Annotated in this window: 24 protein-coding genes and 1 pseudogene; 9 read left to right on the top strand and 16 right to left on the bottom strand. The window is 66.5% G+C overall.

Annotation, left to right across the window (positions count from 1 at the left end; genetic code table 11):
- Positions 1 to 42: 42 nt before the first annotated feature.
- Positions 43 to 2,211 (bottom strand): ABC transporter permease, encoded by a 2,169-nt coding sequence (locus BLU67_RS04165; protein ID WP_092562584.1) that lies wholly within the window; start codon positions 2,209 to 2,211, stop codon positions 43 to 45.
- 61 nt (positions 2,212 to 2,272) lie between these two features.
- On the opposite strand from BLU67_RS04165, the gene BLU67_RS04170 reads away from it, so the two are divergent.
- Positions 2,273 to 3,052: a DUF1206 domain-containing protein gene (locus BLU67_RS04170; protein WP_092562587.1), complete on the top strand. Its 780-nt coding sequence runs from the start codon at positions 2,273 to 2,275 to the stop codon at positions 3,050 to 3,052.
- Between the two features lie 8 nt (positions 3,053 to 3,060).
- Here the strand turns inward: BLU67_RS04170 and modA are convergent, their stop codons facing one another.
- From modA to BLU67_RS04190, 4 genes are all read right to left on the bottom strand, one after another.
- Positions 3,061 to 3,888: a molybdate ABC transporter substrate-binding protein gene (modA, locus tag BLU67_RS04175; RefSeq protein ID WP_092562590.1), complete on the bottom strand. Its 828-nt coding sequence runs from the start codon at positions 3,886 to 3,888 to the stop codon at positions 3,061 to 3,063.
- A 120-nt stretch (positions 3,889 to 4,008) separates the two neighbouring features.
- A complete protein-coding gene (locus tag BLU67_RS12395) occupies positions 4,009 to 5,085 on the bottom strand; it encodes a dimethyl sulfoxide reductase anchor subunit family protein (protein ID WP_092562593.1) in 1,077 nt (358 codons plus the stop codon).
- A gap of 2 nt (positions 5,086 to 5,087) precedes the next feature.
- Complete coding sequence (locus BLU67_RS04185; protein ID WP_092562596.1) at positions 5,088 to 5,705, bottom strand: DMSO/selenate family reductase complex B subunit; 618 nt, start codon at positions 5,703 to 5,705, stop codon at positions 5,088 to 5,090.
- 16 nt (positions 5,706 to 5,721) lie between these two features.
- Complete coding sequence (locus BLU67_RS04190; protein WP_176780693.1) at positions 5,722 to 8,373, bottom strand: DMSO/selenate family reductase complex A subunit; 2,652 nt, start codon at positions 8,371 to 8,373, stop codon at positions 5,722 to 5,724.
- Positions 8,374 to 8,830: 457 nt separating this feature from the next.
- On the opposite strand from BLU67_RS04190, the gene BLU67_RS04195 reads away from it, so the two are divergent.
- Positions 8,831 to 10,021 carry a type I restriction endonuclease gene (locus tag BLU67_RS04195; RefSeq protein ID WP_261977022.1) on the top strand — a complete coding sequence of 397 codons (1,191 nt, stop codon included), beginning with the start codon at positions 8,831 to 8,833 and terminating at the stop codon, positions 10,019 to 10,021.
- Between the two features lie 35 nt (positions 10,022 to 10,056).
- On the opposite strand, the gene BLU67_RS12515 is transcribed toward BLU67_RS04195, so the two are convergent.
- From BLU67_RS12515 to BLU67_RS04215, 6 genes are all read right to left on the bottom strand, one after another.
- Positions 10,057 to 10,188 carry a hypothetical protein gene (locus tag BLU67_RS12515; RefSeq protein ID WP_261977023.1) on the bottom strand — a complete coding sequence of 44 codons (132 nt, stop codon included), beginning with the start codon at positions 10,186 to 10,188 and terminating at the stop codon, positions 10,057 to 10,059.
- A 278-nt stretch (positions 10,189 to 10,466) separates the two neighbouring features.
- Positions 10,467 to 11,855 carry an NAD(P)(+) transhydrogenase (Re/Si-specific) subunit beta gene (locus BLU67_RS04200; RefSeq protein WP_092562602.1) on the bottom strand — a complete coding sequence of 463 codons (1,389 nt, stop codon included), beginning with the start codon at positions 11,853 to 11,855 and terminating at the stop codon, positions 10,467 to 10,469.
- Positions 11,852 to 12,160 carry an NAD(P) transhydrogenase subunit alpha part 2 gene (locus BLU67_RS04205; RefSeq protein WP_092562605.1) on the bottom strand — a complete coding sequence of 103 codons (309 nt, stop codon included), beginning with the start codon at positions 12,158 to 12,160 and terminating at the stop codon, positions 11,852 to 11,854. Before BLU67_RS04205 ends, BLU67_RS04200 begins: the two co-directional genes overlap by 4 nt.
- Complete coding sequence (locus BLU67_RS04210; RefSeq protein ID WP_222842370.1) at positions 12,157 to 13,362, bottom strand: NAD(P) transhydrogenase subunit alpha; 1,206 nt, start codon at positions 13,360 to 13,362, stop codon at positions 12,157 to 12,159. The genes BLU67_RS04205 and BLU67_RS04210 overlap by 4 nt, the downstream gene beginning before the upstream one ends.
- A 302-nt stretch (positions 13,363 to 13,664) precedes the next feature.
- Positions 13,665 to 13,799: a hypothetical protein gene (locus tag BLU67_RS12520; RefSeq protein ID WP_261977024.1), complete on the bottom strand. Its 135-nt coding sequence runs from the start codon at positions 13,797 to 13,799 to the stop codon at positions 13,665 to 13,667.
- Positions 13,800 to 13,828: 29 nt separating this feature from the next.
- The gene (locus tag BLU67_RS04215) at positions 13,829 to 14,989 is read right to left on the bottom strand and encodes a YeiH family protein (protein ID WP_261977025.1); all 1,161 of its coding nucleotides are present in this window, start codon (positions 14,987 to 14,989) and stop codon (positions 13,829 to 13,831) included.
- A 68-nt stretch (positions 14,990 to 15,057) separates the two neighbouring features.
- Between BLU67_RS04215 and BLU67_RS04220 the strand changes: the two genes are divergently transcribed.
- On the top strand, positions 15,058 to 15,960 hold the full coding sequence (locus BLU67_RS04220; protein ID WP_092562614.1) for a LysR family transcriptional regulator: 903 nt from the start codon (positions 15,058 to 15,060) through the stop codon (positions 15,958 to 15,960).
- On the opposite strand, the gene BLU67_RS04225 is transcribed toward BLU67_RS04220, so the two are convergent.
- Positions 15,957 to 16,466 carry an SLC5/6 family protein gene (locus BLU67_RS04225; RefSeq protein ID WP_176780694.1) on the bottom strand — a complete coding sequence of 170 codons (510 nt, stop codon included), beginning with the start codon at positions 16,464 to 16,466 and terminating at the stop codon, positions 15,957 to 15,959. The genes BLU67_RS04220 and BLU67_RS04225 overlap by 4 nt on opposite strands.
- Before the next feature lie 133 nt (positions 16,467 to 16,599).
- On the opposite strand from BLU67_RS04225, the gene BLU67_RS04230 reads away from it, so the two are divergent.
- The 4 genes from BLU67_RS04230 to BLU67_RS04245 all read left to right on the top strand — a co-directional run bounded on the left by BLU67_RS04230 (position 16,600) and on the right by BLU67_RS04245 (position 20,356).
- A complete protein-coding gene (locus BLU67_RS04230; protein WP_092562617.1) occupies positions 16,600 to 17,112 on the top strand; it encodes a phosphoribosyltransferase in 513 nt (170 codons plus the stop codon).
- A gap of 151 nt (positions 17,113 to 17,263) precedes the next feature.
- A complete protein-coding gene (locus tag BLU67_RS04235; protein WP_092562620.1) occupies positions 17,264 to 18,964 on the top strand; it encodes a carbon starvation CstA family protein in 1,701 nt (566 codons plus the stop codon).
- A gap of 77 nt (positions 18,965 to 19,041) precedes the next feature.
- Positions 19,042 to 19,389, top strand: coding sequence for a cory-CC-star protein (locus tag BLU67_RS04240; protein ID WP_222842371.1), 348 nt, complete (start codon positions 19,042 to 19,044; stop codon positions 19,387 to 19,389).
- 7 nt (positions 19,390 to 19,396) lie between these two features.
- A complete protein-coding gene (locus tag BLU67_RS04245; protein WP_092562623.1) occupies positions 19,397 to 20,356 on the top strand; it encodes an ArsA family ATPase in 960 nt (319 codons plus the stop codon).
- On the opposite strand, the gene BLU67_RS04250 is transcribed toward BLU67_RS04245, so the two are convergent.
- Complete coding sequence (locus BLU67_RS04250) at positions 20,353 to 20,871, bottom strand: low molecular weight protein-tyrosine-phosphatase (RefSeq protein WP_092562626.1); 519 nt, start codon at positions 20,869 to 20,871, stop codon at positions 20,353 to 20,355. The two genes, BLU67_RS04245 and BLU67_RS04250, sit on opposite strands and share 4 nt — an antisense overlap.
- A 225-nt stretch (positions 20,872 to 21,096) precedes the next feature.
- Between BLU67_RS04250 and BLU67_RS04255 the strand changes: the two genes are divergently transcribed.
- Complete coding sequence (locus BLU67_RS04255) at positions 21,097 to 21,810, top strand: ABC transporter transmembrane domain-containing protein (RefSeq protein WP_222842372.1); 714 nt, start codon at positions 21,097 to 21,099, stop codon at positions 21,808 to 21,810.
- A 94-nt stretch (positions 21,811 to 21,904) separates the two neighbouring features.
- Here BLU67_RS04255 and BLU67_RS04260 read toward each other — a convergent pair whose 3' ends face one another.
- The 3 genes from BLU67_RS04260 to BLU67_RS12050 all read right to left on the bottom strand — a co-directional run bounded on the left by BLU67_RS04260 (position 21,905) and on the right by BLU67_RS12050 (position 23,707).
- Positions 21,905 to 22,714 (bottom strand): thioesterase family protein, encoded by an 810-nt coding sequence (locus BLU67_RS04260; RefSeq protein WP_222842373.1) that lies wholly within the window; start codon positions 22,712 to 22,714, stop codon positions 21,905 to 21,907.
- A 60-nt stretch (positions 22,715 to 22,774) separates the two neighbouring features.
- Positions 22,775 to 23,254, bottom strand: coding sequence for a hypothetical protein (locus BLU67_RS04265; RefSeq protein ID WP_092562636.1), 480 nt, complete (start codon positions 23,252 to 23,254; stop codon positions 22,775 to 22,777).
- Between the two features lie 78 nt (positions 23,255 to 23,332).
- Positions 23,333 to 23,707: a hypothetical protein gene (locus tag BLU67_RS12050; protein ID WP_143027331.1), complete on the bottom strand. Its 375-nt coding sequence runs from the start codon at positions 23,705 to 23,707 to the stop codon at positions 23,333 to 23,335.
- 30 nt (positions 23,708 to 23,737) lie between these two features.
- Between BLU67_RS12050 and BLU67_RS12525 the strand changes: the two are divergent.
- A pseudogene (locus BLU67_RS12525) lies at positions 23,738 to 24,228 on the top strand (polysaccharide deacetylase family protein); the annotation flags it as partial.
- Between the last annotated feature and the right edge of the window lie 6 nt (positions 24,229 to 24,234).

Below are 24,234 nucleotides of genomic sequence, written 5' to 3' on the forward strand. Positions count from 1 at the left end.
TCGAGCCGGGAGGGGTGTGCGCATGGGGCGCTCGAAGCCAGCCTACCTGTTCTTCGCCTCGCTCGGAGCCATGTCCGCGGGTGCGCTCCCATCTGCCGTCTTGACGACGCTCACCTCAGCTGCCTTGATGACGGCGACAAGTGGCGTGCCGACCTCGATGCCGAGGGCGCGCACCGAGCCGAGGGTGATGTCCGCGCTGAGCCGCCAGGTGCGGGGTGCGGCGGCGGTGCGGGGTGCGGCGGCGGTGCGGGCCTCGGGGCGCAGCACGTCGAGGGTGATGCGCGCGAGACGCCCGGCCGATTCGATGCCGACGACGCGCGTGGCGAGCACGTTGCGCGGGGAGCCGGCGGGCTCCGTGCCGGCCGGGTAGAGCGAGACAGCCGAGGGCGGGAACAGCGCGACGGCGCGGCAGGAGGCGAGCTCGCGCGCGTCGGCCTCGCTGTCCGCGATGCCCGTGATGGCGAACGGATCGGCGGCGATCGTCACGAGGTGCGGGTCCGCGGGCTCCGCGTCGTCGCGGTAGGCGCGGCCGATGAGCATGTTCATGCCCGCGAGTGCCGCGGTGAACTCGGTGCGCGGGTGCGTGAGGATTTCGGGCGCGGGACCCTGCTCGATGACGTGGCCGTCGTCGAGGACCACGACGTGGGTGGCGAGCGAGGCGACGTCGAGCAGGTTGTGGGTGACGAGGACGACGGTGGGGCGGGTGGCGGCGAAACGGCGCGCGAGCAGGGAGCGGATGGCTGCGGCGGCGTCGACGTCGAGGGCGGCCATGGGCTCGTCGAGGAAGACGACGGCCGGATCGGTGGCGAGCGCGCGGGCGAGGGAGACGCGGGCGGCTTGGCCGCCGGAGAGCTGGAAGGGGCGGCGCTCGGCGAGGTGCGCGCAGCCGACGGCGGTGAGCTCGCGGCGGGCGCGGGCGCGGGCGGCGGCGGTGCGGTGGCCTCGGGCGCGCAGGCCGAAGGCGACGTTATCGAGCACGGACAGGTGTGGCAGCAGCAGCGGGCGCTGGGCGAGCAGAGCGATGCCGCGGTCGCGGGTTGGCACGTGCGTGGTGGCGTCATCGAGGACGCGCTCGCCGATGCGCACGGTGGAGCCGGGGCCCTCGAGCAGGCCGCTCATGACCTGCACGCAGGTGGATTTGCCGGAGCCGTTGCGACCGAGCAGCGCGACGACGTCGCCGGGCGCAACGTCGAGATGGACGTCGGTGCCACGCTCGGGAACGGCGATGTGTGCGCGGATGGCGCGGCCGCGCGGGGCAGTTCGGGCTGCGGTTTTCGCACCTGGCCCGTCGACGGATTCCGGGGATGCGGGGCCGCGAGTATGGGAGGCGTCGGGGGTATCTGCGGCGGCGGTGTTGGCGGCGGTGTCGGCGCCGGTGTCGGCGCCCGGGAGCTGATCGTCGTCGGATATTGCGGCGCGCCTCGTCGTGCCCGTGTGTTGCCAGGCCGTGATGGCGACGACGAGGATCGCGACGACGATGAGGACGGCGGCGAGGGCGAGCGCGATGTCGGGATCGGTTTCGCGCTGGAGGTAGATCTCCAGCGGCATCGTGCGGGTGACGCCGGTGAGCGAGCCGGCGAAGGTGAGCGTCGCGCCGAATTCGCCGAGCGAGCGGGCGAGCGCGAGCGCCGTGCCCTGCGCGATCGCGGGGGCGACGAGCGGCAGCGTCACACGGCCAAGGATGCGCGAGGGGCCCGCGCCGAGCGTCGCAGCAATCGATTCGTGCCCTTTTTCTCGCACCTGCAGCGCGCCCTGCAACGCGACGACGAGGAAGGGCATCGAAACGAACGTCTGCGCCATGATGACGGCCGTCGTCGTGAATCCGATCTGGATGCCGATCGCGTCGAGCCAGGATCCGATGAGGCCGCGGCGCCCGAAGGTTTGCAGCAGGGCGAGGCCGGCGACGACGGGCGGCAGCGCCATCGGCAGCAGGACGAGGATGCGCGCGATCTTCACGCCGCGCCAGGAGCCGGACAGCAGCACGGAGGTGGGGATGCCGAGCACGACCGCGAGCACCGTGGAGGCGAGGCACGTCTTCAGCGAGAGCCACAGGGCCGTGCGCGCGTCGCCCTCTGCCATGATCTCGCCGATGCGGGCCCACGGCACGCGCGTGCCGAGGCCAACAAGGGGGATCGCGAGCGCCGCAAGGCCCAGGCCGGCCAGCAGGTAGAGCCACGCCGGCACAGTGCCGCGACGCAAGTTTTCTGGCATAACTGGAGGCTACCTCAGCTCGGCATTAGGGTTTTTTATAGCAAACTTTTCGGGAGGAACGATGGACACGCAGGACGCGAAAAACCTGACGGAGCAGGCGGGGCGCTCTGATGTGGTGCGCACGGGGGCGCGCATCGGCCATGCGGCTAATGGCCTGCTGCATCTCATCGTCGCCTATCTCATCGCGCAGCTCGCGCTCGGCAGCAGCCAGGAGGACACCGACCAGTCGGGTGCGCTCTCGCTGCTCGGCCAGTCCGCGCTGGGGGCCGTCTTGCTGTGGGTCGTCATCGCCGGGCTCGTGCTGCTCGCCGTCTGGCAGATCACCGAGGCGGTGACGCTGAGCAAGACGAGCAAGCGGATTTCGGCGGCGGGTAAGGCCGTCGTCTACCTCGTGATCGCGGGTGTCGCGTTCTTCATCGCGATCGGTTCGTCGACGTCCTCGGGCACCGAGGAGGAGGCGACGGGCACGGCGCTGTCGATGCCCGGCGGCCAGTTCCTCGTCGCGATCGCCGCGATCGTCATCCTCGCGATCGGTGGCTACCACATCTACAGTGGCGCGACGGCGAAGTTCTTAGAGGATCTCGACAAGAATCCGCCCGCGTCGCTGACGGCCGCGGGCCGGATCGGCTACATCGCCAAGGGGATCGCGCTGCTCGCGACGGGCTCGCTGTTTGGTTTTGCCGCGTGGCAGCACGATGCCGAGGAAGCCGGCGGGCTGGCCGACGGGATCGAAAAGCTGCGGGAGCTCCCCTTCGGGACGATCATCTTGCTCGCGATCGCCGTCGGCTTCGCCGCCTATGGCATCTACAGCTTCGCCAAGGCGAAGTACGCCAAGGTCTAGCGCGATCGCTACTTGGCCGCGTCGGCGCCGGCGCCGAAGCCGTAGTCGGCGAGGATCTTCTGCCCGCGCTCGGATAGCACCAGGTCGATGAAGGCCTGGGCTGCGGCATTGTCCGCACCCTTGGTGGTCATGGCAATCGGGTAGCGGTTGACGACCTCGTCGGCGCCGTCGACGTCAATGACCTCGACCTTGTCGCCCGCGGCCTTCGCGTCCGTCGTGTAAACGAGGCCCGCATCGGCTTCGCCGGCCTCGACCTTGCCGCGCACGTCGGTGACTTTTTGTTCCTCGGAGACGGGCTCAAGCGTGACGCCGAGGTTCTTCGCGAGGGTTTCGGTGGCGTTGCCGCACGGCACGCCGGGGGCGCACACGACGAGGCGCTTACCGGTAAGGGAGTCGTTGAGTCCCGTGATTTCGCCCGGGTTTCCGGCGGGCACGATGAGGGTCAGGACGTTGGTGGCGAATTCCTTGGCGTCGCCAACGAGGTTTTCCTCGGTGGCGCGCGTCATGCTCTTTTCATCCGCCGAGGCGAAGACGTCCGCGGGGGCGCCTTCGGCCATCTGGTCCACGAGCGTGGAGGAGCCTTCGAAGGAGAAGGTGACAGTGACGCCGGGGTGGGTGGTGGCGAGCTCGTCGGCGATATCCGAAAATGCCTTATTCAGCGAGGCCGCGGCAAAGACGGTGACATCGCCGGAGAGGTCCTGGCTGGCGGCGGTATCCGTCGCCGCGGGCGATGCGGCCGGGGCTTGAGTTCCGCCGCCGCCGCAGGCGGACAGCAGCAGCGCGCTGGCGGCCAGGGCTGCGAACAGGGCAGAGCGCTTCGAGCGGGTCGTTGTCATCGGGTCCTCCCCTGCGCCGCGGGATACTCGCGTGGCGGCTCCGGCCCGCGTCGTGGGCCGCTGGTGGCGCACACTCCGACGCCGCCACGCTTGTCAGGCTATCGCCTTTTGCTCGCCCAGCTACATTCCGATGCGGGTCATCGCGTCGTAGAACAGCGACCTGCCGAGGACCTCGGAGGCGAGGACGACGACGAAGGCGCACGTCGCGACGGTCGCGAGGGTGGGCAGCGAGCGGTGGGCGGCCGCGAAGCGGTACATGAGGAACCCGAGCAGGCATGCCCCGATCATGAGCAGGAGAACGCGGGCGAGGAACCAGTTGTTGTAGAACGCGGCGCGCGAGGCCTCCGGCATGGCCGGGTCCGCGCCCATCGTTGTGAGCTGCAAGATGAGCAGGACGATCTGGGCGATGGCGAGGGCGACGATCGCGACCGCGAGGATCTCGACGGTGCGCTGCAGCATCGCCTGGGTGCGGTCATCGATCACGTCGTCGCGGCCGCCGAGGCGCCGGCGGCGCCACATCGTCACCGTGAGCAGGCCGGCCCCGACGGCGAGGGCCCCGAGGGTGAACGTCGTGACGAAGAACGTCGCGGGCGTGGTCCACAGGTGCCAGAACGGGACGGTGGGCAGGGAGGCGTAGACCATCGACATGACGTAGACGAGGCCCAGGCCGATGAGCGCGGTGATGACGCCGAGGGCCTGGCGCAGGCGCGGGCTGCCGATTTTCTTCCACTGCAGGAAGGAAAAGACGAAACCGGCCGCGGCGAATCCGACGCCGAAGAGGATCTCGCGCGAGAGCCAGCTCGAGCCGAGGTGGCGGAAGGTGTTCAGCGCGTTAAACGGGTTACCGAGGTGGAGCATCGAGCCGAGCAGGCCCAGCACGAGGATCGGGCCGATGGCGAACAGCGCCGGGTCGGTGAGCTTGTCGAGCACGTTCGTGGCGGGCACGTAGTCGAGGCCGAAGCGCTTGAGCAGCCGCGCGATCGGGTTCGTGGGCTCGCTGGTCGCGGCGCTGCTCGTCGCTGCGCTGCTCGTCGTCGCATCATCCGCGGCGGCGGGGGCGGCGCCGCGTCGTTCGGCGTCACTCAGGTGGTAGAGCCGCGGGCCGATCACCTGGATGAGCCCGAGGATCACGAAGGCGCCCACGCACATCTGCGCGAGGATCGTGAAGGAGATGAGGGGCAGTTCGTGGACGTTCATTGCTAGATCTCCCGCGGGTTCATGATCTGGCCCGTGCCGGAGCCGGAGGTTTGCGCATCGCGGTGCGGCGTAATGACGAGGTGCGGCCGGGTGATCGAGGGATCGGGCAGCGGCTCGGTGTTATCGACGTGGCCGTGCTCATCGCGCAGCTCGTCGATAGGGCCCCAGCCGAGCGCCCGCGAGGGGCAGGCGGCGACGCAGGCCGGGTCCTTGCCCTCGGAGCGGTAATCGGCGCACAGGTCGCACTTGGTCATGTGGCCAAGGCCGGGGTGGTACTGCGGCGCGGAATAGGGGCAGGCCCATTCGCAATACCGGCAGCCGACGCACTTATCGGCGTCGACGGAGACCGTACCGTCCTCGTTTTGGTGCATCGCCGTCGTCGGGCAGACCTTGACGCAGATCGGGTCCTCGCAGTGGTTGCACGAGATCGAGGTGTAGTAGGAAAAGACGTTGGGCGTGACGGTGTTGCCGTCACGCTGCCAGCTGCCGCCGGTGTATTCGACGACGCGGCGCCAGGTGACGCCTTCGGGCAGCGAGTGCTTATCCTTGCAGGCGATCTGGCAGGCCTTGCAGCCGTTGCACAGGGTCTGGTTGAAGTAGAATCCGAGTTTTTCCGCCATGATGTCTCACCGTGCCTTATGCGTGGGTGCCGGCGTCGGCGGTCCCGAGCGCGATCGCGGCGAAGGCGGCGGCCTGGCGCGCGATGTCGTTCGGGCTCGAGCCGGACGCGGTCTCGAAGGTGGATGTGTAGGTCACCGGGGCTTCGTTGAGGTCGATGTGCCGATCCGGGTCCGGATAGCTGGCGCCGGCGGGGGCCAGTTCGACTTCGACGAGGACGGTGTGTTGGCCGTTGCCCTTGGCGTACGGCGTCTTGTGTTGGCTAGTCAACATGTTGACGGCGCCGCCGTGATCGACTCCGTCGGCGTCGATGTTGAGCCAGGCGCCCTGCGGCACGGAGATGACGCCGGGCATGATGCGGGGCGTGACCATGGCGGGCAGCTGAATGGTGCCGCGATCATTGTGGATGCGGACCATGTCGTTGTTCTCGATGCCGCGATCCTTCGCGTCGAGGGTGTTGATCCACGCGCGCTGGTGGTGGGCCTCGCGGTTGAGCGTGAGGTTGCCGTAGGTGGAGTGCGTGCGGCCCTTAAAGTGGTGGCCGATGCACTGCAGCGGGTACTTCTCGTTCTTGCGGGCTTCCAGCGCGCCTTCCCAGGTGTCCACGTGCTCGGGCAGCGCGGTGATCTTGTCGCCCGGTAGCGCGTCGGGGAACTCCCACGTCTTGGACATGTCCCACAGCTGCTTGGAGAAGATCTCGATCTTGCCGCTCGGGGTATCGAGCGGGTTGGCGTCGGGATCGTCGCGGAAATCCTTCAGCGCGACCGTCAGGCCATCGGGGTTGTAGTACCGGTAGACGCCCTGCTCACGTAGTTCGTCGAAGCTCGGGAAATCGGGGTGCTCGGCGACCGTTTGCTCCTGCATCCAGCGCGCCCAGCCCTCCAGATCCCGGCCCTCGGTGAACTCCTCTTCGATGCCCATCCGCTTGGCAATCTCGGTGCACATTTCGTAGGCGGGCTTGGACTCAAAGATCGGTTCGATCGCCTTTTCGCCCATGATGAGGTAGGCCATATCGCCGGTGTATTCGCTCGGGATGAGGTCCCAGCGCTCGGAGGTGGTGCAGTCCGGCAGGATGAGGTCGGACATCCGGGCCGTCGCGGTGAACTGGTTGTCGACGGTGACGACGAATTCGCATTTGGTTTCGTCATCGAGGACGGCGCGGGTCTTGTTGATGTCGCCGTGCTGGCTGCCGGACATGTTCGAGCCGTAGTTGAGCAGGAACTTGATACCGGTTTGCAGGCGTTCGCGGCCGCGCACGCCGTCCTTGAGCTCAGTCATCTCTTCGCCGTGGTCGATCGCGTCGACCCAGGAGTAGCACGAGATCGTCGTCGTGACGGGGTTGTCGCCGTCGGGGAACCACTGCGTGACCGGCCAGTAGTAGCCTTCGCGGCCGCCGGTGCCGCCGCCGGGGATGCCGATGTTTCCGGTGAGCGCAGCCAGTGTGTAGATGGCGCGGGCCTGGTTCTCGCCGTTGGCGTGGCGCTGCGGCCCCCAGCCCTGGGAGATGTTGACTGGCTTGGTGGTGCCGAGTTCGCGCGCGAAGGAGACGATCTTGTGGGCGGGCACGCCGGTGATGTCGGCCGCCCATTCCGGGGTCTTTTCGACGCCGTCCTCGCCCTGGCCCATGATGTAGGCGCGGTAGGAGTTGTTCGCCGGCACGCCGTCGGGCATGTGCTCTTCGTCGTGGCCGATGCAGTACTTATCGAGGAAGGCGGTATCGGCGAGGTTCTCGGTGAACAGGACGTGGGCGATGCCCGCAACGAGGGCCGCGTCGGTGCCGGGGCGAGGCGCGATCCAGTCGTCGGCGAGCACGGAAGCGGAGTCCGAGTAGCGCGGATCGACGACGATGATGCGCAGGCCCTTTTGGTGGGCGAAGTTCGACACGAAGGTCAGGCCGCCGCCGCTCATGCGGGTTTCTTGTGGGTTGTTACCCCACAGCACGAGGAGTTTGGAGTTCTCGATGGCGTCTTCAAACGAGTTGGAGATCTGCTCATCGGGGGCGCCGTAGTGGAAACGGGTGCACTGCGAGATCTGCAGGTAGGAGTAGTTACCGTAGTAGCCGAGGAAGCCGCCGAGTAGGTTGAACAGCCGCGGCCAGCCGCCGGAATAGCCCAGGTGCGCGTTCCACACGCCCGAGCCGTAGTTCTTGTAGATCGCTTCGTTGCCGTAGGTATCGATCGTATGGCGGAGTTTTTCTGCGAAGAGGTCGAAGGCCTCTTCCCACGTGATCTCCTCGAACTTGCCCTCGGAACGCTTCGCGCCCTCGACGCGCTTGAGCGGCGCCTTGATGCGGTCGGGGTTGTAGATCCGCTGACGCATGTTGCGGCCGCGCGGGCAGGCGCGGATCTGGCGCCCGAGCAGCGAGTCGTCGCCGGTGTTGTCCGGCAGGACGCGCACGATCTGTCCGTCGTTGACGACGAGGCGCAGCGGGCAGCGCGAGCCACAGTTCACGACGCACGCGGACCAGACTTCCTTGGCGCCATCGGGCAGCGGGCGGTATTCGACGTTGCGGTTATCGAGGCCGAAGGTGTCGGACTCGGAGGAGCACCCGGCCGCGGACATGAGCGCGGCGCCGGCCCCCACGGCCGAGCCCCAGGCCAGGACCGAACGGCGGGTCATTCCGGGGCGTGGTTCCGCCTCGCTGGCTCGTTCACCTGAATCGATCGTCATGGTCTGCCTCCTGATGACCCGGTCTACCTGTGTCACGAGTGGGGCTGCGCGAGTTTTTTCGCTAACAATGCCCCACACCAATTTTTATATACGATTTCGCTGGTGTCTCCATTGTGGTGACAGCAGTGTCGGAGAAACCTGGGACTCTCGTCCTACTTCGCCCATGAATTTGCCGGAATACCGCAGAAAAACCAATGTAATGTTCACCCAAAACAGCAGCCTCAGAAGAGCCGCTGATCGTGGACCATGGACAGGAGCAATTACCCAACGTCAGAGTTGCGAAAAATATGGTTTCGATAGTCGCAATAAAGCCCACAAAAACCCCAAGCGATAAATCATGAAGGTCATTCCATGCAGAATGAGTCTGAGCTCATTGGAACGCTGTGGGCGGGTCAAACATCGGCGTGAGTTCGATATAGGCGGAATCCAGGCCACGGTGACAATGAGAGCCTCGCACGTGGGCGCCCCACCGCCGATTAGTCGGTTTCGCCTCCGCTTCTCCGTTACGATCAACTCACCACCAACCCATGTTAAGGAGCTCACAGTGTCGGCAGATATTGCGGAACGACTGGCTAGTCTCGCCACCAAGATTGCGCAGCAGAAGGCGACGATCGAAACTGAAGAAGCGACAAAGAACGCCTTCGTCATGCCGTTCATCTCACTCGTTCTGGGTTATGACGTGTTCAATCCGAACGAGGTAGTACCAGAGTTCACAGCTGACATTGGGACTAAGAAGGGCGAGAAGATCGACTATGCGATCGTCAAGGACGGCCAAGTGCAGATCCTCATGGAGTGCAAACACATCGGCGCTCCTCTAAACATCAAGCACGCCTCACAACTCTTCCGGTACTTCGCGGTGGCTAACGCCCGCATCGCTGTGTTGACGAACGGCGATGAATATCAGTTCTTCACGGATCTCGACGCCCCCAACAAGATGGACGAGAAGCCATTCCTCGTCGTGCAGGTGTCCGACATGGACTCCGCGTTGATTCCGGAGCTGAGGAAACTCACGAAGGACGCTTTCGACCTTGACTCGATCATCAATGCAGCGGAAGAACTGAAGTACGTCGGCGAGCTGAAGCGTGTCCTCGCCTCGCAGTTTTCCTCTCCGGATGCCGACTGGGTCAAGTTCCTGACTGCTCGCGTCTACGAGGGCGCGTTCACTCAGAAGATCCGTGGGCAGTTCACGCGACTCGTGGAAAAGGCGGCCAAGCAGTTCCTTAATGACCGCGTTAATGATCGCTTGAAGGCTGCCCTGGGTGGACAAGCCATGATCGGAGACGACGAATCGGTGTCCTCCCCCGAGGCAAGCGAAACCGCAGCAGAACAGGCGATTGAGAAAGTGGAGAAGCGCGAAGGAATCGAAACTACCCTGGAGGAGCTGGAAGCCTTCCACATCGTTCGAGCCATCGCCTGCAGCGAAGTGCTTCCTTCACGCATTGCACAGCGAGACACCAAGACCTACTTTGGCGTCCTTCTCGATGACAACAACCGCCGACCGATCGCCCGCCTTTGGTTCAACACTTCCCAGAAATACATCGGGTTGTTCGACGCGGATAAGAAGGAAACTCGGCATCCAATCGACTCTCTCGATGAGATCTACCAATTTGCAGACCAAATCCGCAAGGCCGTCCACTTCTACGACTGACGGGCCTACGTCTCCGGCTAGGGCTTTGACGACGGCTATTCGTCGATCTTGATATCGCTGATGACGACGACCGAGTCTTCGGCGGGCGTACCTACCGCCTCGACACACCGGGCGACCTCGGGCAGGTCGGGGAAGTCCTTGGCGGTGAAGTATCTGCCGCCGCCCATGACGGGTTGCGACGCAGCCGTTCTTGGCGACGAAGGTTCCCCACCATGCGGCATCGAAGCTGATGCCGTCCTCAGTTGGCGACCTCGACAGGATAAGGTCATCGCTCGGTTCGAATGTCGTCGTGGCAGGCGTCGTGCACCCGGAAATCATGAGTGCTGACACTGCAGCCGCTGCCGCGATCGCTTTTGCTGGCACCATTACCATGCGCGCTCCCCCGTCGTCGTTACCCTTTCAGGTTGACGGCTGGGGCGTGCGCGGCGGTAGTGCTACCGCTCAGTTAGACCTCCTTGAGGGCGGCGACGACCGCGGCGAGGGACTCCTTGGCGTCGCCGAAGAGCAATTGCGTCTTGTCCGAGAACAGCAGCTCGTTTTCGATTCCGGCGAAGCCGGGACGCATAGAGCGCTTGAGGAAGAAGACCTGGCCGGCGTAGTCCGCGTTGATGATCGGCATGCCGTAGATCGGCGCGGACGGATCGGTGCGGGCGGCCGGGTTGACGACGTCATTGGCGCCGACGACGAGCACGACGTCGGTAGATGGCATGGCCGCGTTCACGTCGTCGGCCTCGATGAGCAGCTCGTAGGGGACGTTCGCTTCGGCGAGCAGGACGTTCATGTGGCCGGGCATGCGGCCCGCGACGGGGTGGATGCCGTAGACCGCGTCGATCCCGCGCTCGCGCAGGGCGGTGACGAGCTCGGCGCAGGTGTGCTGGGCCTGGGCGACGGCGAGCCCGTAGCCGGGAACGACGACGACGCGCGAGGCGTAGGCCAGCGCGATCGCGACATCGTCGCTTTGGGCGCGGCGCACCGGACGGTCGGACTGCTGGGTGGAGCCGGCCGTCGAGCCGCCCTTGAGGGCGCCGAACAGGATGCCGAGCACCGAGCGTCCCATCGCGCTCGCCATCGCGATCGTGAGGATGGAACCGGAGGCGCCGACGAGGGTACCGGCGACGAGCATGAGCGTGTTAGGCATCGCGAAGCCGGAGGCCGCGACGGCCAGGCCGGTGAAGGCGTTGAGCAGGGAGATGACGATCGGGACGTCGGCGCCCCCCACGGGCAGCACCGTGAGGACGCCGGAGGCCAGGCCCGCGATCAGCAGCGCGAGGCCGAGCCACACGTTGCCGGTGACGGCGACCGCGACGGCGAGCACCGCGCTGATGAGCATGGTGCCGCCCATGATCGCGGGGGCCGCGGGCAGGACGATCGGTCGGCCCGTCATGATGCCCTGGAGTTTGGCGAACGTCAGCATCGAGCCGGCAAACGACAGGGAGCCGACGAGGATCGCGAAGGCCGTGGCCGAGGTCGCGAACGTCGAGCTCGCCCCGCCCCATTCGGTGAGCTCCATGATGCCGACGACGGCCGCGGCGCCGCCGCCCACGCCGTTGAAGATCGCGACGAGCTGGGGCAGGTCGGTCATTTTGACCATGCGCGCCCACGGCACGGCGATGAGGCAGCCAAGGATGATCGCCACGAGGGTGACGGCAAGGTTCGCGCCGTAGAAGTCGGTGGAGAGCAGCGCGGTGACGACGGCGAGGGCCGCGCCGGCCGCGCCGAGCACGTTGCCGCGGCGCGCGTGCCGCGGGTTGGACAGGCCCTTGAGGGCCAGGATGAAGCAGACCGCCGCGACGAGGTAGAGCAGGGCGGCGACGTCGTAGCTGAGGAGCTTCACTTGGCCTCTCCTTCGTTTCCGACGGGCTTGGGCGCCTTCTTCGCACTAAACATCTCGAGCATGCGGTCGGTGATGACGAAACCGCCGACGAGGTTGACGGTGGCGAGCAGCACGGCGATGAAGCCGAGGACCGTCAGGATCCAGTTCGGCGAGTGCGCCGTGACGAGGATTGCGCCGACGAGGATGATGCCGTGGATGGCGTTCGCGCCGCTCATGAGCGGCGTGTGCAGCGTCGAGGAGACTTTGGAGACGACTTCGACGCCGACGAATGCGGCGAGGACGAAGATCGTGAGGATCGTGATCACGGCTGGTCTCCTTCGGTGGGCTGGGCATCTTCGGCCGGAATGGGATCGGGTTCGGGTTCCGGATCGCTCGGGCCGGTCTCGGGGGCGGCGAGGCGGTTGACGCCGTCGTGTGTGATGGCTGCGCCGTCGAGGATGTCGTCGGCGAAGTCGACGGTAAAGCCGTCGTCAGTCACCAGCAGGTTGATGATGTTCTGGACGTTCTTCGCGTACAGGCGGGAGGCGTCGGCGGGCAGGTCGGCGGCCGGGACCGTGAGTCCGACGATGGTGATCTCGCCGTCGCCACGGGCGGAGGGGACCTTGACATCCTCGCCCGCGACGGAGCCTTCGACGTTGCCGCCGGAGGCCGCCAGCATGTCGATCACGACGCTGCCGGGGCGCATCGCGGCGATCATCTCGGCCGTCGCGAGGCGCGGCGCGGTCTTGCCGGGCACGCCCGCGGTGGTGATGAGGACGTCAGCGTCGGCGATGTGCGGGGCGAGCGCGGCCTGCTGCCGGGCGGCGGAATCCTGCCCGAGGGCGCGCGCATAGCCCCCGGTACCCGTGCCTTCGGCGGTATCGAGGCCAACGTCGATGAAGGTTGCGCCGACGGAGCGCGCCTCTTCGGCCGAGGAGGGGCGGATGTCGTTCGCAGCGACGTTCGCGCCGAGCCGCTTCGCGGTGGCGATCGCCTGCAGCCCGGCGACGCCGATGCCCAGCACGACGACCTTCGCGGGCGGGACGGTACCCGCGGCCGTCATGGCAAGCGGGAAGAACCGCGGCAGGCGGATCGCCGCTTCAAGCACGCAGCGGTAGCCGGCCGCGAGCGCCTGCGAGGAAAGAACATCCATCGCCTGCGCGCGCGAGGTGCGCGGGACTTTTTCGAAGGCGAGCGCGGTGACGCCCGCCTCGGTCAGGGCCGCGAGGCGCTCGTCGGTAAAGGGCGCCATGAGGCCGATGGTGACGGCGCCGCGCCGCAGCCGCGCGATCGCTTCGGGCGGTAGCGGGGTGATGTGCGCGAGGACGTCGATCGCGGCGAGGTCGATCCCGGCGACGACGTCGGCGCCAGCCTTTTCGTAGTCCGCGTCGGTGTGCCCGGCGGCGAGGCCCGCACCGTTTTCGATGAGGACGCGATGGCCCGCGCGCGTGAGGGCAGAGGCAGTTTCAGGAACGAGAGCAACCCGCGTTTCTGGCGCTGGCTCGCGGGGGGCAGCAATGGTGATCACGCCCCTAACGATAGGCGGTGGACCGCACATTTATCTGGGACTTGAGACAGGTGAAATCTCGCGAATCAGGCTTCGACGGCGGTTAAGTTCGCGAATCTCGAAAGACGTGGGCGACGCGAGGAATGCACCTGCAGCGGTTCCGAGTGCATCGACGATCTGCACGGATCCGTCGGCCAACTCACGGCGGCGGCTACAACCACTTACCTGTCGCTGTGGGCTGCTTCCTTCGCCGCGTAGTAACGGCGACCTACCACGGCAATGAGGGCAAATCCCCCGACGCCGATCCACGTCCTAGGCTCAAGTCAGGCGGAGAACTGGAAACCCTCGCGCGTGATGAACAGGGCGATGAGGATCCGGGCCACGAGCGTGACGATGAAAAATGCGGTGATGTATGTGCGTAGGACGGCGACGCGTTGGTCGCGGCGATCGCCAATCATGGCCCCCCTTGATGGCCTGAAGCGGCGCTTTAGACCAACATAATCGTCCCCAGCAGCGAAATGATGGCGGCCACCACACCAAGAATTGCGCCAAGTCCGAGGGCTTTCGCCCCGGAAGTCACGAGCTTTTTAAGCCGCACGCCCGCACCCATCGCGACCATGGCGCAGATCAGCAGGATCGTCGCCGCCGAATCGGCCGCGGCGAGGAATGCGGCCGGCAGATCCGTCAGCGACCGGATGATGACCATCAGCAAGAAGCCCGCCACGAACGCCGGGATGATCGGCGGCCGCGAGGTATCGCGCGCTCGAGTGTGATCGACGCGGCGCCCGGCAAGGACGTCGTCGGCTTCGCTGCGGGAGACCTGCTCGGCGGCGATCCGCTGGGCTCGGCGGGTTTCGAGGGCGCCGACGAGCGCGACGAGGGGCGCGAGCATGACGACTCGGCCGAGTTTGGTGACGACGGCGGTATCAACCAGCGCGGTCGCGGCGCTCGCGTCGGTCACGTGCGAGGCGGCGATTCCGGCACCCGCGACGACCTGCCCCACCTCGTGGACGGCGGCGCCGATCCACACCCCCGCCGCGTTCGGGGCGAGCGAGAGGAGCGCCGCCAGCGGCGGCAGCGCGAGCAGGGCGACGGTGCCGAAGAGCGTGACGGAGGCGACGGCGGTCGCGGCCGCTTCGTCGGTGCTTGCTTCCTCGTCATCGCTGCGCACGACGGAACTCATCGCTGCGACGGCGGCGGCCCCGCAGATCGCGGTACCCGTCGCGGTTAGGACCGTCGTCGCGTGTTCGATGCGCAGCAATCGCCCTAGCCCCAGCCCGATGGCGTAGGTCGAGGCGACGGTCACGACGATGATCGCGATGACGCCCCAGCCGAGTTCAAGGACCTGCGGGATCGAGAGCCGCAATCCCAGCAGGACGACGCCGAGCCGCAAAATCGTGCGGCCCACGAACGCGAATCCGGGCTCGGCGGCCGCGGGAATGAGACCGGTATTGCGCAAGAGGACGCCCAGGATGATCGCGACAAGCAGCGCGGACAGCAGCGGCACGAACGCATTGACGCCATAGGCGATACCGGCCGCGAGCGCCGCGATGGCGATGCCGGGCAGCAGGCGCGGGAAACCAGCGATCCAGGTGCGGGCGCGGTGGCCGCGGGAGGGTCGAACTACGCGGGGGTCGTCAGATAGCACCCCGCTATTGTGGCCCTCCCGGCCCGCATCAGCCATAACCGGTCGGGTGGCAGTTATAAGGTTTTGTTATGCCGACGCTCTCCCGCCGGGACCTTGAGATCCTCGAATGCCTCGACGCGCACGCATCTTTGACCGCGATTGCGCGCGAGCTCGACGTCTCCCAGCCGCTCGTGTCCTCCCGGATTGCGGCCCTCGAGCGATCCCTTGGCAGGCCGCTGATCGCTCGCAAAGCCTCCGGGTTCATGCCCGAGCCGGCCGCCTTTGCCCTGGCTCGCAGCGCCCGGCACGCCCTGCTCGCCCTGGACGCCACCGACGATGCATTTGCCGCGGCCGCGGCCGGCGCGGCCATAACTCCGGGGGCGCGCGTGCACATCGCGGCCTCGCTCACCATCGCCGAGCATCTGCTGCCCGCCTGGCTCTCGGCGCTCGGGCGCGAGCCGAATATCTCGGTGGACGTCATGAACTCCGCTCGGGTGCATGCCGCGATCTCGTCGGGGGCCGCGGAGATTGGCTTTATCGAGGGCGCCTTCGATCCACCGGGTGTGACGACGTGGCCGATCACGCGCGACGAGCTCGTCCTCATCGCGACCCCAGATGCGGCAGCGGCCCACGCCCTGTCCGGAGACGCGGCGCTCACCGCGGCCCGCCTCATCGAGCTGCCGCTCGTGCTGCGTGAGGAGGGCTCGGGAACTCGCGAAGTCCTCGCCGAAGCATGCCTACGCGAGGGCACCTACCTGCCCTCGCAGCTGCCCGAGGTCTCCTCGGCTGCCGCGATCTTGCGGGCGGTGGCCCACGGCTCCCTTGCCGTCGTGCCGCGCCTGGCCATTGCCGCGGAGCTCGCGGCCGGCACGTTCGTCGAGATCCCGACGACGCTGCGCCTTGGCCGCGAACTGCGCATGATTACGGGCGACGGCGCGCGGCTTTCTACCACCGCGCGGCGCCTCGCCCGCATCGTTCGGTCCGAGCGTTAGCGGAACAGCGAGAACGTCACCCCGCCCACGGCCACGAGGCCCGCAATGATGATGAAGATGTTCGAGGCCTGCTTGCGGTAGGGCCTGAGCGCCTCCACCTTGTAGATCGCGTACATCGGCATGAGGTAGAGGATCGAGGCGATGACCGGGCCGGACAGCGATTCGATCAGAGCGAGGATCTCGGGGTTGATGATCGCAGCGGCCCACGTCGTAAGGAAGATGAACGCTGCCACGCCGAGCGCCAGCTTCTTCTCCCCCATCGACTTCGTCGCATTCGGCGCGATATTTCGCACGATGCCAGCCGCGCCCTCGGCCGCGCCGAGGTAGTGGCCGAAGAACGAGGAGCAAATCGCGGCGATCGCGATGGCCGGGCCGAGGTAGGCGATGACGGGCGCGCCGTGGACGTTTGCCAGGTGCGAGAGCACGGGCAGGTTCGCTTCGCGCGCCGCCGCAAGCCCATCGGAGCCGAGCGCCAGCACGCAGGACCACACGAATGAGTGAGACATCAGTGTCCTTATCGGTGGTCGTAAGTAGGCCGAAAGTGAGTCAAACAGGGCCGAGCCGGGACTTTCAGGCCCAGCGATGTCCGATTCGTCGTGATCTTCCGTACGTTGTGGGTGCGGGCTTTAGAATCGATTCATGACTGCTTTTGACGACGGCGCGAGCACGGATGCGGACATCGTCCGCGAGGTGCTGACCTGGAACGATTTCGGCGCGAGCGCGCGCCAACTGGCCCAACAGATCGTCGACGATCACTGGCGGCCCGATCTCGTCGTCGCCGTCGCGCGCGGCGGCCTGCTGCCCGCCGGCGCCGTCTCCTACGCCCTCGGTGTCAAGGCCATGGGCACGATGAACGTCGAGTTTTATACCGACGTCAACGAAACCCTCGACGAGCCGCTGCTGCTCGATCCGCTCATGGACACCACCGACCTGCCCGGCAAGAAGATCCTCGTCGTCGACGATGTCGCCGATTCCGGCAAGACGCTTGCCAAGGTGATGGAGTTGCTCGGCGAGTTTGAGGGCGCCGACGTGCGCTCCGCCGTGATCTACCACAAGCCGCGCTCGATCGTCGTGCCGAACTACGTGTGGAAGCAGACCGATGACTGGATCGTCTTCCCGTGGTCGGCCGAGCCGCCGGTGCAGCCGCGCTAAGGACACGATTTGGTGACATATCGGCAAGGTGTGTCATTTTCACCACATGGTGCATTAGCTTAGGGATACCCACCCTCGTGGTGTGCGCCACGCAGCCGAACCATGTCCGTGACTTTCGGCGCCGCGCACCCCTGGATCTAGGAGTGTTCCTATGAACTCACTTGTGCTCGCCGTCGTCGGCATCGCGATGATGCTGGCGGGCTACTTCCTCTACTCTCGCTTCATTTCGGCAAAGGTGCTGCAGCTCGACTCGAAGTTCGTCACGCCGGCGCACGAATTTGAAGACGGCATCGACCACGTCCCCACGAACAAGCTCGTGCTGTGGGGCCACCACTTCACCTCGGTTGCGGGCGCGGCGCCCATCGTCGGCCCCGCCGTCGCCGTCATCTGGGGCTGGCTGCCGGCCTTCCTCTGGGTCACGCTCGGCACGGTGTTCTTCGCCGGCATGCACGACCTCGGCGTGCTGTGGGCCTCGGTTCGCAACAAGGGCAAGTCGATCGGCTCCCTGTCGGGGCGCTACATCGGCGATCGCGGCAAGGTGCTCTTCCTCGTCGTCATCTTCCTGCTGCTGCTCATGGTCAACGCGGCCTTCGCCGTCGTCATCGCGGGCCTGCTCGTCGGCACGCCGACGGCCGTCATTCCCACGTGGGGCGCGCTCGTCGTCGCGCTGCTCGTCGGCCAGGCAATCTACCGCCTGAAGTGGAACCTGCCGATCGTCTCCGTCGTCGGCGTCGTCGCCCTGTACTCCCTCATCATCCTGGGCGACCAGGTGCCCGTCGTGCTGCCGGAGACCGTCCTTGGTCTGTCCGCCAAGGCGTTCTGGATCCTGCTGCTGTTCCTGTATGCCGGCGTCGCCTCGATGCTGCCGGTGTGGGTGCTGCTGCAGCCGCGCGACTACATCAACGGGCTGCAGCTCTTTGTTGGGCTCGGCCTGCTGTACATCTCGGTGCTCATCACGATGCCGACCGTCGTCGCGCCGGCCGTCAACCAGGCGGTGCCCGAAGGCACGCCCTCGATCGTGCCGCTGCTGTTCGTCACGATCGCGTGCGGCGCGGTCTCCGGCTTCCACGGCATGGTGGCCTCGGGTACGAGCTCCAAGCAGCTCAATAAGGAAACCGATGCTCGCTTCGTCGGCTACTTCGGGGCCGTCGGTGAGGGTCTGCTCGCGCTCGGTGCGATCATCGCGACGACCGCGGGCTTCAAGACGCTGGCCGACTGGGAGGCCGTCTACTCGGCCTTCGGCCAGGGTGGCGTGAACGCCTTCGTCGACGGCGGCGGCGCGATCATGGAAAGCGCGCTCGGCATCCCGCACTCGCTGTCCGCGACGGTGCTTGCGACGATGGCCGTGCTGTTTGCCGCCACGACGATGGATACCGGCGTGCGCCTGCAGCGCTTCGTCGTGCAGGAAGCCGGCGAGCTCATGGGGGTCAAGCTGCGGCACATCTCCGCGACGCTGATCGTCCTTGTCGTCTGCCTCGCGCTGAGCTTTGCGGCCGGCGCCGACGGCGAAGGCGGCATGATCATCTGGCCGCTGTTCGGTACGACCAACCAGCTCATGGCGGCGCTCTCGCTCGCGATCGTGACCGTCATCCTGCTACGCAAGAAGCGCCTCGCGCTCGTGACAATGATTCCGTTCGGCGTCATCTTGGCGATGAGCGTGCTCGCGCTCGTCGTGCAGCTGGGCACGTTCTATAAGGACGGCAACTGGCTGCTGCTCGTGCTGGACATCATCATCTTGGTGTGTGCGCTGTTCGTCTCCGTCGAGTCCATCCGCGCGATGGTCAAGGCGCCGACGCAGGGTGATCCGGATGCCGAGGTTCGCGCCGCCGAACCCGTCGAGCACGATATCTAACGCGCGATTGCGCAGCCTTGGTGGGCGGTCGGGCCGACGTGGCCGGCCGCCCACCCGGCGCGAGGAGAGGAGAGGTCATGACGCAGGATCCCGAGCGCTACGACGCCGTCGAGATCAATGGCGAGCGCCGCATTCCCGCGGGCTCGCTCGACTTCGAACCTCGCACCCTGAAGGAGAAATGGCAGGCGTTTAAGGCCGGCTGGCACGAGTACTACTACGCGCGCTACCGGGGCACGATGGCCCGCACCGCGCGCGATGAGAACGACTTTTTCATGCTCGTCGTCCTCGGCGAGGCGCTCGGCATCCCGAACCCCATGGCCTATGAGACCGCCGAGCTGTGGCCCTACCTGCGCGAAGACCTGCACGAATGGCACACCCGCATGGGGATGGAGCGCTCCCCCTTTGACCACATCGGCTGCTGCTAGGAGTCACATGCCCGCGATTCGCGATCTCGCCGATCACCACCGCATCCTGTTCTTTTCCGGCAAGGGCGGCGTCGGCAAAACGACGCTGGCCTCCGCCACGGCCCTCGCCCGCGCGCAGGCCGGCGGGCGCGTCCTCGTCGTATCGACCGACCCGGCCCACAACCTCGGCCACCTGTGGGACCGCAGCGTCGGTGCCGTTCCCGTCACCCTGTGGGAGGGGGCCGGCAGGCTCGATGGCGTCGAGCTCGACCCGGCCGCGATCGCGGCCGAGCACCTGGCCGTCGTCGGCGAGACGATGAAGAAATTCGTCGCCGACGGGATGCAGGGCCAGGTCGATACCTACCTCGCGGTGGTGCGCGATTCGCCGGGCACCCACGAGTCGGCGCTCATGGAGCGCATCGCGCAGATCGTCGTCGATGATGCCGCCGGGCGCTACGACCTCATCGTGTTCGACACGGCTCCGACGGGGCACACCGCGCGGCTCATGCACCTGCCGGACATGATGGCGCTGTACACCGATGCACTGATCTCGCGGCGGAAGAAGTCCGAATCGTTTTCCGACGCGGCCGAGGCGCTCGGCTACCGCAAAAAGGACAAGGAGCGCGAGGCCGATATCCGCGCGGTGCTGGACCGGCGCCGCACGCTCTTTACGCGGTTTCGCGAACACCTGAGCGACACCGCCGCGACGAGTTTCGTCCTTGCGCTGACTGCCGAGCGGATGCCCGTGCTCGAGACGATCGAGTTTGCCCGCTCGCTCAGTGAACTCGGGATTTCCGTCGGCGCGCTGGCCGTCAACCGCCGCACCCCGCCGGGCCTTGGGGAGGTCTTTGAGCAGCGACGCGCGAGCGAAGCCGACTACATCCGGCAGCTTGCGAGCGCGCTGTCCGCCCCCATCGTCGAGATCGAGATGCTCGGCGGCGAACCGACGGGCCTCGCGGCCCTCGAGGGGCTGGGCCGCTACCTCTAGTTCGCCTTCGCGGCGGCGATGGCGGCGTCGAGCACGGCGTCGGCAGAACCCTCAACAACGGCGAGCGTGTCGAGGAAGTCCTGGTGGCCGCCGTACCACGGGTCCGGCACGTCCAACTCGGTGCCGACGGGCGTTCCGCTCGGCAGCTCGGGATCGAACTCGCGCCACATGCGGACGTTATCCGCGCTAACCCCGTCGCGTTCGGCGATGCGCTTGAGCGCTGAGAGGTGCCGGTCGGTCATCGCGAGGACGAGATCGTAGCCGGCGAGCTCGCCGGGGCGGACCTGGCGGGCGGCGTGGCGCGGGATCTCGTAGCCCGCATCGCGCAGCACGCGCTGCGCGCGATCGTCGATCGGGTTGCCCGCCTCCTCATTGCTGATGCCGGCCGAGTCGACCTCGATGGCAAGGCCGCGCTCGGCGGCCCGCTGCGTCAAAATGACGTCGGCCATGGCGGAGCGACAGATATTGCCGGTGCACACGACAAGGATGCTGGGCTTAACGGATTTTTCAGTCATGGTACTAGTGTCTCAAAAAGGCTTGAATCCGGCTGTCTATGCCCTAAAAATGGGCCGCAAGGAGGAAGAGTGGGCGCCCGGGGGCCCAGTAGGCTCAGGGCGCTGCCACCCATGTTTCCTCTGGACGGATTCCGCTATGACCGCTCCTGCCACCTCGCCCGATTTGCCCGCAACCGAGGCGAAGGCCCCGCCCTTTGGCGAGGGCATCGCCCTGCTGGGGGCTATGTGCGCCCCCGCCTTGCGACGATCTGCCTCGGCATCGTCCTAGGGCTGCTCGGCACGGGCGTCGGGCTCGCCTCGCCACTGGCAACGAAGTGGGTCCTTGACACCCTGGGCACGCCGGGCGCGCTGGCGCGGCCCGTCACGATCCTTATCGCGCTGCTCGCTGTCGGCTCGATCGCCTACCTCGCGCAAGCGGTGGTGCTCGGGCGGCTGGCCGAAAACATCGTCCTCGATGCGCGAACGAGCCTCATCCAGCGGTTCTTTCGCGCCCACCTCGAGGACATTCGGGCCTTCAAAACCGGCGAGCTCGTCACCCGCGTGACCTCCGATACGGTGCTGCTGCGGGAAGCCGCGGCCACGAGCGTCGTCCAGATCGTCAACGGCACGGTTTCGCTCATCGGCACCGTCGTCCTCATGGCGGTGCTCGACCTGCCACTGCTTGGCACGACGCTCGCGGCGCTCGCCATCATCACGATCCTTGGGCTCGGGGCCTGGCGGGTGAGCTCCGGCGAACTCGCCGTCTCCACGCTCGTCGCCTTCCTGCTCTACGCCTCCAACATCGTCGACCCGGTCACGACGCTCGCCGACGCCTTCGCGTCCCTGCAATCGGGCCTCGCCGCCGCGGCCCGGATCCGCGAGACCGAACACCTCACCCTCGAGGACATGTCGAGGTCGACGCCCCGCAGCGCATGCACGCGGGCGTCGCCGCGGCCGTAGGTTTTCGTCAAACCGCGCACGCTGACGATCGGGTTTTCCACTGTGCTCACGACTTCAGCGTACGGACGAAAGTGACGCGAATATGTCCGCCCGGTTAAGGATGAGACCTCATGTCTCGCACCGTCAGAATCTGCTCGGCGCGGCCAAACGGCCCGGAGGTATCGTGCAGCACGGTGGAGGTCACGCCGATGCCGTCGGGGCCGATGGACTGTTGGACGTCGAAGCCGATCCAGTCCCCGGCCGGTTCGCGGTAGAGGTAGACCGTCAGGTCGACGTTGGGGAACATCCACTCGTCTTTCGAGCCGCGCGGCATGACGCCGTTCGTCGTGTCGGCCATGCCCATGAGCCGGGCAAACGGGCTGGTTTCCCGGCCCTCACACACGTCGTGCTTCGTCGTCATCCACACGACGCCGTTGCCCGGTCGGGAGCGGGCCGATTGCCGGAAGGTGGTGGCGCGGATGAAGCCTCCGGGCCATTTCGTCATCTCCGGATAGGGCTCGCATTCGGCGGGCCCGGGAATGTCGGTGTCCTCGTAGCCTTCCATTTCCGCCGAGTTGGAGGTCATGAGGCGCCAGGCGCGCAGCACGAGGAGTTCGCGGCCGTCTTTGACCATCACGGCCTGGATGAGTTCGATTGTTTTGCCGGGCCGGATCGTCTCGACGATAACCTGGAAGCGGCCGCCGTGCAGGAGGCCCATGATGTCGAAGGCGAGGCGGGCGAAGCGCTTGGCAGGACCGGCCGGAGTGGGGCCGTCTTGGAGTTCGACGTGGCGTTCGAGTTCCTGGGCGAGCAGGCCACAGGCCGCGGCCATGTGTTGCTGTTCCGGGTTCCACGCCCCCTCGGCGTGCTCCGTCGGTTCGAACCAGTTGCCACCAAGATGCCGGTAGAAGGCGCGCGTCGTCATGACCATGATCCTGGTCGAGGGTACGGTTTTGCTCAAGCAGGTGTGCCGCCTGGTAGGAGGTCAGTCTCCTGGCCGACCAAGAGCTGGCCCGATCTGTCCAAATTCCTCTTCGGCCACTCGCCAATCCTCCAGCTTCAGCGCGTCCGCGCGGCGGGCGAACCTGCCCGTGAGGTCCAGCGGCAGGCGATAGGCCCGGGTGAGATCGAGCGCGGTGCGCCCGCGCAGGAAACGGGCACGTCGCAGGCTCGCAAAGGCGAGGGCTGCCGGATCGCTCGCGGCAACGAGCCGGCCCAGATACGCTGCTTCGCTGTCTTTGGCCAGCACGATGACGGGCTCCGGCTTGTCAATCTTGACCCACGCGACCATGCCCGTTCGGTAGACGTGAAGGGACGTGTCATAGCTCAGGGGCGGGACCGCCCCGGTCGGCACAGGTGTGGCCGGCAGGGCGAGGCGTCGCACGTACCACCCGCGGAAGAGTTTTTCCGTCGGGAGCCCGTCGGTCATGAAGTCGAGGATCCCGCCGATTGCGCGCTTGATCATGAGCGTCCTTCGCCAGTTGGGTAGCCGAGGGCTGCGGCAACGAGCTGAAAGTCCGAGCGGCGAAGCTGCTTGCCTTCGCTATAGAGCTGATCGGCGGGCAGCTTCTTCAGGTGAGAGATATCGACCGCGTTGCGGTTTTTCAGGACATCGAATTTGGCCAGGTGCTCCAGCCGGATCGCCCCCGGCGTCGCGGGGTCTACCAGCGCCGCAATATAGGCCGTCTGACAGCGCGAGCACCACGACCGGTTCGATGGTGGGCAGCTTCGCCCACGCGATTGATCCAGGTTGGATAGCGCCCGTCGCGGGGGTTTCGGGCTTCAAGGCAGGCAGGTCGCCGCGCGTAACATCGGTGGCGCAGGCCTTGAGTTTTCGCATGCGACGTTTGCGTTGCGAGGGCTTTGATATGAACGCGTCGCCGACGAGATCCAGGGCCAGATCCACGAGGAAACTCATATCCCCATTATGGCGCAGTACAGTTGTCTCATGAATCCACCCGGGGGGCGGCGGCGACGGATCATTCTCGCCACGATCTGCGCTGTTCTTATCCTGGCGCTAGGCCTCGGAATCGGTCGCGCCCTCCCTCGCCATTTGAAGCCTTCCGAGCGGGTCGCTCCGCGCAGCGAAGATGTGCCGGCGGCGCTTCGCGTCGAGACGGTGTTTCGAACCAATCCCGCCGACAAACTCGTAGCGCTCACCTTCGATGACGGCCCGGATGAACGCTGGACCCCGAAAGTCCTCGACATCTTGGCTAAGCATCGAGCAAAGGCGACCTTTTTTGTTATCGGCTCGGCGGTGAAAAACTGCCGGATCTTATCGCCCGTGAAGCCCGGGAGGGCCACGAAGTAGGGGTTCACGAGTGGGAGCACGTCGACTATCTGCGGCAGAGCTTTTCCGACCTCAGCCGGCGCCTTAGCGAGACTAAAGCGGCGATTATCGCCGCTGGCGCCCCGGCACCGCGCCTTGGCCGCCCGCCCTACGGC

Source organism: Bowdeniella nasicola (assembly GCF_900107735.1).
In the GTDB taxonomy this organism is placed as follows: domain Bacteria; phylum Actinomycetota; class Actinomycetes; order Actinomycetales; family Actinomycetaceae; genus Bowdeniella; species Bowdeniella massiliensis.

What these genes read in the sequence shown, in the direction of transcription:
- BLU67_RS04190 (WP_176780693.1), bottom strand. Translation starts at nt 8,373, where the DNA reads ATGACGATCGATTCAGGTGAACGAGCCAGCGAGGCGGAACCACGCCCC.
- BLU67_RS04185 (WP_092562596.1), bottom strand. Translation starts at nt 5,705, where the DNA reads ATGGCGGAAAAACTCGGATTCTACTTCAACCAGACCCTGTGCAACGGC.
- BLU67_RS04220 (WP_092562614.1), top strand. Translation starts at nt 15,058, where the DNA reads ATGCCGACGCTCTCCCGCCGGGACCTTGAGATCCTCGAATGCCTCGAC.
- BLU67_RS04235 (WP_092562620.1), top strand. Translation starts at nt 17,264, where the DNA reads ATGAACTCACTTGTGCTCGCCGTCGTCGGCATCGCGATGATGCTGGCG.
- BLU67_RS04265 (WP_092562636.1), bottom strand. Translation starts at nt 23,254, where the DNA reads ATGATCAAGCGCGCAATCGGCGGGATCCTCGACTTCATGACCGACGGG.
- BLU67_RS12520 (WP_261977024.1), bottom strand. Translation starts at nt 13,799, where the DNA reads ATGATTGGCGATCGCCGCGACCAACGCGTCGCCGTCCTACGCACATAC.
- BLU67_RS12515 (WP_261977023.1), bottom strand. Translation starts at nt 10,188, where the DNA reads ATGGGCGGCGGCAGATACTTCACCGCCAAGGACTTCCCCGACCTGCCC.
- BLU67_RS04230 (WP_092562617.1), top strand. Translation starts at nt 16,600, where the DNA reads ATGACTGCTTTTGACGACGGCGCGAGCACGGATGCGGACATCGTCCGC.
- BLU67_RS04170 (WP_092562587.1), top strand. Translation starts at nt 2,273, where the DNA reads ATGGACACGCAGGACGCGAAAAACCTGACGGAGCAGGCGGGGCGCTCT.
- BLU67_RS04165 (WP_092562584.1), bottom strand. Translation starts at nt 2,211, where the DNA reads ATGCCAGAAAACTTGCGTCGCGGCACTGTGCCGGCGTGGCTCTACCTG.
- BLU67_RS04240 (WP_222842371.1), top strand. Translation starts at nt 19,042, where the DNA reads ATGACGCAGGATCCCGAGCGCTACGACGCCGTCGAGATCAATGGCGAG.
- BLU67_RS04250 (WP_092562626.1), bottom strand. Translation starts at nt 20,871, where the DNA reads ATGACTGAAAAATCCGTTAAGCCCAGCATCCTTGTCGTGTGCACCGGC.
- BLU67_RS04260 (WP_222842373.1), bottom strand. Translation starts at nt 22,714, where the DNA reads ATGACGACGCGCGCCTTCTACCGGCATCTTGGTGGCAACTGGTTCGAA.
- BLU67_RS12050 (WP_143027331.1), bottom strand. Translation starts at nt 23,707, where the DNA reads ATGAGTTTCCTCGTGGATCTGGCCCTGGATCTCGTCGGCGACGCGTTC.
- BLU67_RS12395 (WP_092562593.1), bottom strand. Translation starts at nt 5,085, where the DNA reads ATGAACGTCCACGAACTGCCCCTCATCTCCTTCACGATCCTCGCGCAG.
- modA (WP_092562590.1), bottom strand. Translation starts at nt 3,888, where the DNA reads ATGACAACGACCCGCTCGAAGCGCTCTGCCCTGTTCGCAGCCCTGGCC.
- BLU67_RS04245 (WP_092562623.1), top strand. Translation starts at nt 19,397, where the DNA reads ATGCCCGCGATTCGCGATCTCGCCGATCACCACCGCATCCTGTTCTTT.
- BLU67_RS04225 (WP_176780694.1), bottom strand. Translation starts at nt 16,466, where the DNA reads ATGTCTCACTCATTCGTGTGGTCCTGCGTGCTGGCGCTCGGCTCCGAT.